Annotated in this window: 6 protein-coding genes; all 6 read right to left on the bottom strand. The window is 69.5% G+C overall.

Annotated elements, in window-relative coordinates; all coding sequences use genetic code 11:
- Positions 1–107: 107 nt before the first annotated feature.
- The 6 genes from ACFYXB_RS35175 to ACFYXB_RS35150 all read right to left on the bottom strand — a co-directional run bounded on the left by ACFYXB_RS35175 (position 108) and on the right by ACFYXB_RS35150 (position 10,768).
- A complete protein-coding gene (locus ACFYXB_RS35175) occupies positions 108–1,217 on the bottom strand; it encodes a hypothetical protein (RefSeq protein ID WP_389589109.1) in 1,110 nt (369 codons plus the stop codon).
- A 708-nt stretch (positions 1,218–1,925) separates the two neighbouring features.
- Complete coding sequence (locus tag ACFYXB_RS35170) at positions 1,926–3,239, bottom strand: hypothetical protein (protein WP_389589108.1); 1,314 nt, start codon at positions 3,237–3,239, stop codon at positions 1,926–1,928.
- A gap of 162 nt (positions 3,240–3,401) precedes the next feature.
- A complete protein-coding gene (locus ACFYXB_RS35165) occupies positions 3,402–4,514 on the bottom strand; it encodes a hypothetical protein (RefSeq protein ID WP_389589107.1) in 1,113 nt (370 codons plus the stop codon).
- Between the two features lie 5 nt (positions 4,515–4,519).
- A complete protein-coding gene (gene drmB, locus ACFYXB_RS35160; RefSeq protein WP_389589106.1) occupies positions 4,520–6,403 on the bottom strand; it encodes a DrmB family protein in 1,884 nt (627 codons plus the stop codon).
- A complete protein-coding gene (locus tag ACFYXB_RS35155; protein ID WP_389589105.1) occupies positions 6,400–9,546 on the bottom strand; it encodes a helicase-related protein in 3,147 nt (1,048 codons plus the stop codon). The genes drmB and ACFYXB_RS35155 overlap by 4 nt, the downstream gene beginning before the upstream one ends.
- A 37-nt stretch (positions 9,547–9,583) precedes the next feature.
- Positions 9,584–10,768: an RNA polymerase sigma factor RpoD/SigA gene (locus ACFYXB_RS35150; protein ID WP_389589104.1), complete on the bottom strand. Its 1,185-nt coding sequence runs from the start codon at positions 10,766–10,768 to the stop codon at positions 9,584–9,586.
- Positions 10,769–11,497: the final 729 nt, after the last annotated feature.

The following is an 11,497-nucleotide window of genomic DNA, read 5'->3' as shown; positions in this document are numbered from 1 at the left end:
CCCTGTCGAACGCCGACTGCGGCACGCAAGGATCGGCCATGCCTTCTCCACCACCCGGCATCAGCCACGGGATGACGGCCCGGGCCGAGATGGGCACGCCTCTGGGATCAGAAGAGATCGGATGTCTCACCGAAGTCACTGAAGGACGGTCTCGGCCTCCCGCTGACCTCCCGAAACTCGCTCGAGCTGTATTGAAGCTGGAAGGTGTGGGTGTGGTTCTCGTCAACCCAGTACATGGTGATGGCGGAGAGCAAGTTCCGCGTCATCCAGTGAGTGCGGGATCGCGTTCCCTCCTCCTGGTCCAGGATCCATGCCTCTACCTGCTCCGGCAGGCTGAAGGCCAGCCTGTAGGCAGGGCCTACGCGCGGCTCGATCAGCCACAGCGGATGCCCCACAGACCGGTGGATCCTACGTACGCGGACAGCGTGAGTGGGCTCTTCGAGCGCGTATCTGACAAAGGCGTTGAGGTTGTCGGAGATGAGCCCGAGGACGAAAGGAGCGGCAGGAAAAGCCAGGATGAGTCCCAGCGATGACCGGCGGTGCAGCCCCGCTGCCAACGTGTCGAGCGGATCGGTCACCGAGGAAGCATCGGCTGCGGGTTCGCCCGACAGGTCCAGCAGGTGCCGACGCAAGTAGTTGCGTATCTCGTACACGGTGGGCCGCTGACTCGGCACCATCGACTTCATGGCGTCGTAAACCGACTTGGCCGCTATCCTCACCAAGTCACACAGTGGCTGGAAGTCGGGCAGAGACAGGTCGATGAGAGAGATCTGATGGGCAAGCGCGTACTCCTGAGCATCCTGGGTGAACCCTGATGTCGAGAAGATCGCGTAGCTGTAGTGATAGCGCACCCTCGGGCGGTGCGGGCCGGAGCCGTTACCCAATGTGGTTACGACGTTTTCGTTGAGGTCATGCACGACACCGTGGCCGTTGCGTACGGTGGCGAGACCGACCTTGAGGCGTGTGAACTTTGCCTCGGCGAACAGGCGGATCGGGAGCGAGAACGGGGGCACGTACTGGAACTGTCCCAGAGTGTCCGCCTGATGCCAGGCCCCGCGGCCCCGCACCACCAGTCCGTGTTTGCGTTTCTCCAACACCCTCCACGGCGATCTGACCGGGTCGTCCTTCTCTGTCAGCAGACGGTATCCACTGGACCGCAGCAACCAGGCGAGGACCTCTTCGAGAAGGTATCCCCGCAGTGTTTGTAGCCTCACCATGGCGTGACCCTACGCACGTGGCTCCTGATCGGCCATCAGAATGGCAAGCTCTCCTGCCCACCGTTCCCCCACGCACGCGCTCTGTCCCGCTCATCCGTTGCGCCAGTGGACTTGGAGCGTGTGCGATGTTCACGCGAGTTTCACCCCTCCTCGAAAACTCACCCATCGGCGCGCCCCTGATGCGACAGCCGGGAGGGCACCGTCGACACCGGCGCGTGATCACGTCGGCGGCAGCGAGGATCCCACGCCTCGCGAGGTGCGTGCCTGGCCCGTCAGGCACGCATCCCCAGCTTGAGTGCGGCTTCGCGGGCCTTCTCGTCAGCCATGGCTATGAGTTGGTTCCGCCCGCGATGGGACTGGAAGTCCGCCCGCGACTTGGTCAGGAGGGAGTCCGCGCGCTCCGTCAGCTTGTGCGCCGCTTTCAGCGCCTTGATGAGGTCCTTGGTGTACCGGTTGGCGGGGCAGCTCGGGGAAGGCGTCCTCCCAGACCTCGCGGATGGAGGGGCTGACCAGGCGACGCAGAACGGGCCACTGCTCCGCCAGCAGCCGGTGGCGAAGGAAAGCCGCCAGATCCTCGCGCGGGCCCTCGGCGAGGACAGCCCAGCCCGCCCTGCCGTCGGTCACGGTGCTGAACAATGCGAAGAAACCGCGTTCGAGGTTTCGGGCAACCTCGCTTGACTCACCAAGTGAGTGCGAGCGCGCCTGCGCCTACGCGGGCAGCGCAGGGAACACGACCACCGAGCCGTCCTTGTCGCGGGCGATCTCGATCGCCACGTCCGTCGTACGGCCGTTGACCGTGACGCCGTCGCCCAGCCTGTGAATCCGGTGTGCCGCGCTCAGGAGGCGATCGACTTCACTGGTCGTGAAGACGGGCAGCAAACCGCTCGGGCGTGCCAGTTCCAGCGTCGACAGGCGTACCAGGACACCGGCGATGCCCGATTCCAGTTCGTCGAGGCGCTGCTGATCGCGCTTGAGCGCGCGGGTGAAGTTCTCGAAAGGATTGCCCGGGTCGCTCTGGGCGTTCTCGACGGCCTGGAGGACCACGACCCGCCGCATCAGGGCGATGGCCAAAGAAGCGAGTTCGAGGTGGGTGCGGAACGCGCCTCCGTGGTCGTCGACGCCGGGGAACGCCTTGGTCAGCGTTTCGAGTTCGACGGCCTTGCCCTCGGGAAGTCTGTCGAGCGCACTCTGCCATCGGCCCAGGCGGATGTCGGCTTTACCCAGTGCCGTGTCGATGGTGTGCACCGCGGAGTCGAGTCCCAGTGAGACTCCGAGCTTGCCCTGGTCGAGCAGGATGGCCGTGGCCTTGTCGATGGCGGCACGGCAGCCGTTGAGTGCGCTGTGCTCGTCGTCGAGCTTGTCCTGCTGAAGCTGTTCCAGCAGTTCCGTAATGTGTTCGATGGCCTGCTGGCGCTTACGGTCGGCGTGCGCGCTCACCCCCACCGCCACGGCCATGAGCACGAGCGGCGCAGCCACGGTGAGCGCCGCGCCGCCGGCGGCCGCGGCGCCGGCCGTCGCACCGGCTCCGCCGACCGCACCGGCTGCCGCAGCCTTGCCCACCGGCACGAACGTCGCCGGTTCGACGAAACGCCCCGTCGAGTTCACGAGAGAACCGTAGATGCCACCTGCCGCGGCCTTCGACGGCAGCGAGCGGACGATGCCCTGCCCGAACTGGGCGGCGACCTTGGCCGGGACCACCATGCGATACAGATTCTCGCCCGAAGCGGTCGCTCTGGCCGTCGTAAGGGAACCGCGCGCCGATTGCGTGATGAGCTGCGACAGGCTCTGCGCCAGAGGACTCGCGGCGTCGAGCGGGACGCCACGGCCGCGGTCGATCTTGTCGGGCAGCGGATGCACCTCGAGGGTGACGATCGGGTTGTCGGCCAGGGCGGCCAGCACTCCGCGTAGTTCGGCCAGGCGCTCAGCCGTCATCACCTCGCCCGCGGCCATCACCCCCGGCACTTGGACGTCAGCGGTCGCCAGCGTCAGCACGGGCACGGTCTTCTTACGGTCGTCAGTCATCGTCTCCCCCTTGTTCCCGACAGTGGCTCAGGTCTGACATCGAACGCGAACGGCACGTGGCCGCGCTCCGCGGATCGCAGCGCCCTGGCGTGGCACGCCGCGCATCGGACCGCTCCGGAACCGCGTCGGATCCCTCGCGTGCCCGCAGCCGAAATGATCCCATCACCACATCCGCACCCATCCATCGAGCCCCTCCAGGTGCCGCGGCAACCTGCTGCCCTGCCAGCCCAGCACCAGCCGCTGACACGCTCGGGTGATCATGACGTAGTAGGCCATGCGGAGGGCCGCCGACGTGGGGTCGATGCCCGAGTCGGACTCCGCGTCGGCGATGACGACGGTGTCGAAGTCGAGCCCCTTGGCGCTGGCACGGTGGACGAGGACGACACCGGGGCGGGCGAGGTCGAGGTCGCGGTAGCGTCCGGAGGGGGCCGCCGAGCTGTAGAGCTGGGGTTCGTGGGTGAGGCCGGACCGCTCCAGGCGGCGCATCAGGTCGGCCGCCGTGCCCAGTGAGTTGACGATGACGCCGATGCGGTCCCGCGGGTGCCGGGCCGCCAGGGTGGTGATGTCGTCGGCGAGGTCCTTGATGCCCGAGTAGTGACGGACCATGGGCAGGGCGCCGCTGCGGAAGGGGACGTCGGGGCGGGTGCCGCCGGTGCGGAAGTGTTCGGCGAGGGAAGCGATCTCGCGGGTGTTGCGGTGGTTGCCGAAAATCTCGACGCGTCCGGTGGAGCGGCCAAGGGCATCGGTGATCTCGGTGAGGGTGGAGTTCGTCTCGGTGAGGCGCTGACACTCGTCGGCGAAGACCGTCACGGAGCCGGCGGCAAGGCGGGCCATTCGGTAGAAGCCCGGCGGCAGGTCCTGGCCCTCGTCGACGACGAGGTGGGGTGTGGCGGCATCGTGCTCGCCGACAGCGCCGGCGGCCTGGTGCATGAGAGCCGGCCAGTCGAACCAGCTGTCCTCCGTCCGCGGTGCGTCACGGCCGAAGCGGCTGTAGACCCAGAGGTGGGCGGTGGATGCCTCGACAGGTGCGGCGGGGACCGCGAGACCCGCGAGGGTGTCGCGCAGGAGCTGGCGCAACAGGTTGGAGCGCGAGATCAGGAAGGTGGGACGGCCGGTGAGAGCGAGGTGGACGGCGCGGTGCGCGGCGAGCAGGCTCTTGCCGCTACCGGGCGGGCCGCTGACGACGTGGTTGCCCGTCAGGGGCAGTGCGTCCAGGCAGTCGCGCTGGGCGGGGGTGAGGTCGGGGTGGAGAACGGGGGCGTTCGCAGTGGTCATGGGTGTCATCCCAGGGCGGTGGCGGCCGCGTATTCGCGGCTCGCGGTGAGGACGTCGGTGAAGTAGCCGGGCACGCGGGCCGAGCCGACGACCAGGGCTCGGTCGAGGAGCGTGTTGCCGGTCTGGCAGCTCGTCTCGGGCAGCAGGGTGCAGGCGTGGCAGGCGGCCCGGTTGAGGTTGCCGAAGCCCTGGCCGGTGTGCTCGGCGCACAGCGGGTCGGCGGAGCACCAGGCGGCCGCCTCCAGCATCCGGATGAGCGTCTCGGCGAAGTGCGGCGTCTCGCCCTGCCGGACCAGGCCGCCGAGGGTGCCTTCCGCGTCACCGGCGGCCGTGTAGATCAGCAGTCCGCGCTGGCCGTACTCGGGGCGGCCGTAGACGCGTTCGCGCAGGCTGGCGGTGGTGTAGCCGGAGTCGAAGGACAGCTGGCGGATGAGCAGGTGGGCGACGGTGTGCAGGAGCAGGAAGCGGGGCGAGAGTTCGCTGCCGGTCGTCTCGGCGAGCTGTTCGTCGCGGAACGACGCGTCGAGGTCCGTACGGATTTCGTGGACGTGGGCCCGCACGCGGGGGTCGTTCTCCCAGGCGGTGAGGCGCTGTTCGTCGAGGGTGAGGACGATGCCCTCGCCGTAGACCTCGGTCGCGGGGAGCCAGCGCAGGCGGCCGCTGGTGTCGGCGGGTACGAGGGTGCCGCCCGGCGAGTGGCGGCGGAAGCCGGTCAGCGCCCGCACCTCGCGGAGGCGGTCGACGAGGACTACGCCGTCGATGTGCGCGTCGAGGGTGGCCCAGGGCTCCTCCTTCTCGCCGTCGAGGTCGAGTCCGCTGCGGCGGATCGCGAATTCCTTGGTGGGTTCCGGGAGTTGGGTTGCGTCGAAGGCGTACCACTCGTCGCGGCTCAGGTCGATCTTTCCGGACTTTCCGGGCTCCGGCCGGTCGGGGGGCAGCGGCGTGGGGGCGCCTGTGGCCTCCGCGACGAGCTGGTCGATGAGGCTGTCGGGGGCGTCGGTGTCCTCCTTGATCATGCCGCGGAAGGTGTCGGCCCTGGACGTGCCGAGTGCGTTGAGCAGGATCGGCCAGTAGCCGTGGCCCAGGACGGCCTCCGCCATGTTCTGCTCCGCACGCGGGGCTTCGGCGGTCTGAGGGATGTCGAGGGCCGAGTAGACGACCGGGTAGTAGACGTTGCCGGCGGTGCGCTGCACGATGTGCACCTGCTGGCCGCAGGAAGCCCTCGCGTCCCAGTGCTGCCAGGGGTTGCGGCCCGAGCAGCGTCCGCCCTGGGGGCCGAGGACGTCGAGCAGGTCGCGTTCGGCGTCGCAGGGCTTGCCGCCCTCCCTGGTCGCTCCGCAGCGCACCGAGAGCGCTTCGAGTCCGGAGGCGCGGTCGGCGACGCGGAAGCTGAGCCGGCGCGCCTTCCAGGCGTGCTTCGATTCGGAGCAGGCCTCCCGCAGTTCGGGCGCGAGCTTGGAGTGGGCCCAGTACCACCAGTCGACGTCGTCGAGGTGTCCGTCCGGGCAGATGCGGACGAACCGCATCGGGGTGAGGCGGGGTGCGGCGGCGCAGGACGTGCAGACGGGCGGCTCGCCCGGCTTCTCGTTCTCGCGCAGGAAGCGGACCATGGCCCGGCAGGAGCCGCAGAACAGCCAGCCGGGGAAGCGCACATAGGGGACGCCGGGGCGGTCGGGTTTGTCGTAGCGGTCGTTGAGGGTGTGGGGCGCGGCGAAGAAGCCCGTCACGCCGAGGCGGGCGGCGAGTCGTTCGGCGGGGACGGGGGTCTTCAGCCCTGGCCAGTTCTCGATGCCCGCGGCGACGAAGGACTCGCCCTGGACGTCGAGTACGGCGCCCACGCCGAACGGCAGCACGGTCTGCGCCTGGCGTACCCGGAGTTTGCGCTTCACTTTCCTGCTCCCGTCACGGTGATCTGGCACTCGCGGTCGACGCTGCGCATGGAGTTGAGGGTCTCCCACAGGCCGTAACGCTGTTCGAAGGCCTTGAGCAGGTTGTGCTGGCCCTTGCCCTGGCTGCGGTAGTAGAGGTCCTTGCCCTCGGCGGCGGCGGTGTCGGCCTGCAGGTACCAGTCGTCCAGGAGGTAGCCGAGTTCCGCTCGTACGTCGGCGCGTACGGCGTCGGCGTCGGCTCCCGTGGCGCCGCGCTCGGCGGTCGCGGCACGCTCGGCGAGGGCGTCGGCGATCCGCCCTGCCTCTTCCTTGTGGTCGGTGATCCGTCCGGCCCGGTTCTCGGCGGCCAGGCCGAGCCGGTGGCGGACCAGGATGACGAGCGCGGCGTGCAGGGCGCGGCGGCGCGCGGGCAGGGACCAGGGGGTGACGCTGGCGGGTTCGACGTAGCGGTAGAGCGCCCGGTGGTAGTCCATGAAGGTCTCGTAGTGGGACCGGTCGCGCGGGCGCGTGGCGTTGAAGTAGGTGACGACGAGTCCGGGCACGTGGTGGCGGCCGACGCGGCTGGTGGCCTGGATGTATTCGGCGGTGGTCTTGGGCTGGCCCTGCATGAGCAGGTATGCGAGTCGTTTCACGTCGACGCCGACGGAGAGCATGTTGGTGCACGGCAGGAACGACACCGACCGGGGGTCCGTCCAGGGCTTTTCGAGGCGGTCGAGGAGGATGGGCTGATCGGCGCGTTTCACGCTGCTGTCGAGTTGTTGTACCTGCTCGCCGACCAGCTCGCGCGTGCCCGCACCCTCGTCGAGGCCGCGGAGCTGGGCGGGGATGTCGTCTCCGGCCGCGGTGACGGTACGGCCGAGTTCGCGCAGGCTGTGGTGGTAGGCGACGAGGGTCCAGTAGTCGTCGCGGTGTTCCTCGGGGAGGTGGTGGACGCCCTGGAGCATGGCCGCCGTGGTGGCGACGGCGCCGCGGCCCGCGGTGTGGCCCTGTGCCATGACACCGAGGTAGAGGCGGCCGGGGCGGCCGGTGTCGGGGACGGCGAAGAAGCTGTCGCGGGCGTCGAGTCCGGACGGCGGGAAGAGCTGGACGTCCTGGTGGTGCAGGGCGCGGACCTGTTCGGCGGAGCGCCGGATGGTGGCCGTGGCTGCGACGATCTTGGGCGGGCTGCCGTCCGGGGCGGTGCACAGCTCCAGGATGGCCGCCTCGTAGAGGCCGACCGTGGTGCCGAGCGGTCCGGTGAGCAGGTGCAGCTCGTCCTGGATGATCAGGGACGGGGGCCGGTTGCCGGTGCCGGCGCCGAAGAGGCTGCCGGAGTCGGGCTCCCAGGCGAGCCGGGCGAACTTGTCGACGGTGCCGAGGACGAAGGTGGGCGGATCCTCGTAGAGGTGCTGGTCGACGACGGCGACGGGCAGGACGTCGTGGAAGGCGCACTCGTCGCGGGTGCAGTAGAAGGCGAACTCGTCCGTCTCGGCGCGGACTCCGTAGTCGGAGCGGACGCTGGACCGGGTCGGCGGCAGGATGCGGGTGCCGCACCACGGGCAGCGGTCGAGGATGAAGACGTCCTCGGGGTGGCTGGCCTCGCGCTGCTCGTCGAAGGCGTCCTTGGCCGCCTGGAACTTGTTCGGGGTGGTGGTGTCGCCGACCCACAGGCCGATGGTGATGGGTCCGCCGAGGCCGAGCTCGGGTTCGGTACGGCGGAGGTGTTCCAGGGCGCAGATCGTGGTGGCGGCGCGCTGGAACTGCTGGGTGGTGAGCAGGCTGAGGGTGTAGCGGCTGAGCACGGTGGTCCCGCCGCCTTCGTCGCGGATCCGGCGCAGGGCGATGGTGAAGGCGGCCAGGAGCAGATACGCCTCGGTCTTGCCGCCACCGGTGGGGAACCAGATCAGGTCGGTGGTCTCGCGGTCGCGGTGTCCGGGGTCGGCGACGCCGTCGAGGGCGAGGAGGAAGAAGGCGAGCTGGAAGGGGCGCCAGGTGGCCTTGGGGTCGAGGGGCGGGTCGAGGGCCACGGGGTCCGCGCGGTGGCGCCGCTGACCGGCCTGGTCGGGGGCGGAGTGCCGCATCTGCAGCAGCATGGCGCGCTGGGCGATGCGGAAGGCGTCGAGGAGTTCGGGCCGGTCGGGGTCGCACAGGGTACATACGCCGGCCTCGATACGGGTGACCGCCTGGCGGACGCGGTCGAGGATCCGCTCCGCGGCCTCCCGGCCCCAGGGCGGCACCTCGACGGATCGCTGGCCCACGTACCAGGCGTGGTACGAGGCAGCGAACTCGGCTAGATCCTCGCGGAGTTGGTCCCTGCTGACGGCCGGGTCGGCCAGGTGGGAGATCGTGAGCGCGGGGGCGTCGAGCGGGCCGCCGGCCCGGATGGCGGGTACCTCGGCGCGTGGCAGGGCTTCGCAGGCGAGGAGTTCGACACCGCCGTCCTCGCCGTGGTCCTCGCGGACGGCGCAGCCGTGGCCGACGGCATGGGTGACGACGTGCCGGTACTGCAGGCGCAGTTCGCGTTCTTCGGGATCGCGGCTGGCGAGCCGGACGCTGGGATACGGCAGCACGGCGCCATCAGAGGGGCGGACGGTGAGCCGGCACTGGAACAGCATGTCGTCCCAGTCCGGCGCCTTGTCGTCGGCACCGTCGTGGTGTTTTTCGTTGACCAGGGCCACGGTGATGAGGGTGCCCGCGCCGTAGGAGCGGCGGGTCAGCTGGATCTTCGCGCGGCCGTCGAGGACGGGCACCTCCTCCCGGTCGGGGCCGACCGTGTGTGTCTCGGGCGTGAGGGGGACGCGCTTCCAGCGCCGCCCGCGCCCGGGTTCGTTCCGCTGCGTCTCGTAGCGGGCGGCGGCACAGCTCACCTCGACGTCTACGGCATCGGTGTAGAAGCTGATGCCGAGGGACGCGGGCAGCCAGCTGTTGGTCTCGGGCACGGGGTCGGGGGCCGGGTCCACGTCGGGGGCATCCTGCTCGGCACCGGGTGCCTCGGGATCGTCGGCGGCGAGGTCGAGCCGGCGCTGGCGGTCCGCCTGTTGCGGGTAGAGCGTGCCCATCAAGTACTGCCGGTCCGGCGGCGCGTCGAGCACCTCGTCGTCTTCGCCGACAGGGCCGACGAGCTGGCGGGTGAGGTAGTCGACCAGCTCCTGGCGCGGGTCCATGTGCGGGTTCCTTCGGATCAGATGGGATGCGGCCGGTTCACAGGTGCGACGGGATCAGCCCATGGCGGATCAGCTGGCCACGGAACTTGGCCTTGGCCTTCGATCCGATCTGGCGGATGCGCTCGCGAGTGACGCCGAAGACGACTCCGATGTCCTCGAGCGTGTCCGGCTCGTCGCCGTCGAGTCCGGTGCGCCGGACGAGGACGTGCCGCTCACGCTCGGAGAGGTGCCCCAGGACGTGCCGCAGGCGTTCCTGAAGCTCCTTGCGGAGCAGCACGACCGGGGGCCCGGGCAGTCGGCTCGGCCCGATGATCAGGTCGCCGAGGGCCGCATCGTCGCCGATGATCCGGTCCAGGGAGTCGGTGGGCCGACTGATCCGGCGCACCTCCTCCACCTCGGCGAAGGTGAGGCCGGTCGCGTAGGCCACGTTGTCGACGGTCCGAGGGCGGCCCTCGCTCAGCAGCTTGCGCTCGGCGACGGCGACCTTGCTGACCCTTTCGTGCATGTGTACAGGCAGCCGGATCACGGTGCCCTCGTCGGCGATGGCCCGAGTCATGGCCTGCTTGATCCACCACGTCGCATAGGTCGACAGCTTGAAGCCCTTGGTGGCGTCGAACTTGCGGACCGCGCGCATCAGTCCGAGGGTTCCGTGCTGGACGAGGTCCTCGATGTCGAGTCCGTGCCCCTGGTAGCCGTGTGCGATCTTCCACACGAGCCGCTGGTTGTGCAGGACAAGGCATTCGTAGGCATGCCACCGCTCACTGTCGCGAGGCAGCGCCTTGATCTCCTCCGCCGGAACATCGCGGCCGAGGTGGTCAATGCCACCGCGGAGGAGAACGGCGAGGCCCACTTCCTCTTCCGCCTTGAGCAGCACCTTGCCCAGATTTCGCCGCCACCGGTCCTCCTCCAGCACGGCCCGGGCCGCGCGGACGGCGTCGGACAGTCTGTCGTCCGTGGCAGAAACAGCGGAGCCGGCGCGCGTTTTACCGATCGGTGACTTCGAGAGAGCCGCCTTCGACGCCAAAGCGGATGCGGGCGCCGCGGGCCGGACCGGACCGCTTGCCATCATCTGGACGGACGCCTGGGGCGGGCGGGGGCGGGTGATCGGAAATTCGGCAGTCAGCTCGCGCGCTTCGGCAGGTCTGAGCCCGTGGAGCCGGACAACACCGTCGTGGGCGAGTTTGCTGACGGTGCCGGCGGCGTCGGCGTAACGGGCCAGCATCCGCCGGGCCTGGGCCAGGCGTCTAGCCGCCTCGGAGAGCCCTGGTTCGGAAGCGACAGGCGACTGCGCATCTACTGGGCCTTCGGCCTCGGAAGGTCCCGAGACTGGCATTGGGGCAGGTCTCGCAGCAGGCATCCGGTACGGTCGCGACGGGGACGGCGGCTGCGACAGGCTCGGCGGCGCTGGCGCTTTCGATGGCGGGACCGCAGTTCGCGCCTCGAGGTCGGAAGGGGCCGCGGAGCGACGGTTTACCCGTCCTTGGCGCGAGGGCCTCACATGAATGCCGACAGCGGCGAGGCCATTGCGGAGCCTTCGCTGCTGCTCGTCGGTCGTGAGGCCAAGTCGGTCCGCTTCCAAGGCGAAGGCCCGCTGGCTGACGACGCCCGTACGAGATGCGCCGCGTTTCAGTCTTGCGATGACGGACGGCAACTCCGCCTCAATCGTGCGCCGTCTGGCATCGGCCATCGGCTCCCCACCCATAGCGCCCCCCGACTCCGGCGACCAAGCGCCAGTTCCGCCCGCAGTTGTCGGCCGGATGAATCCAAACTCTAGGGTGAGCCTGTTTACATTGTCAACACATTGCTCACATGGCTAGGCACGCTCGAATCCGGCACCAAAGCGACTGGTCTGCCCGGTCAGCTTCGGACTAGCGGCGGCCACTCCGGCAACACGCACTTCCTCACCGTCACGGGAGCCACCGGCCGCGCCAACACCCTTGCCAGGCACAGC

The sequence above is a fragment of the Streptomyces sp. NPDC002619 genome, from assembly GCF_042889305.1.
Classification (GTDB): domain Bacteria; phylum Actinomycetota; class Actinomycetes; order Streptomycetales; family Streptomycetaceae; genus Streptomyces.
This window is presented reverse-complemented; position numbering and strand designations above follow the sequence as displayed.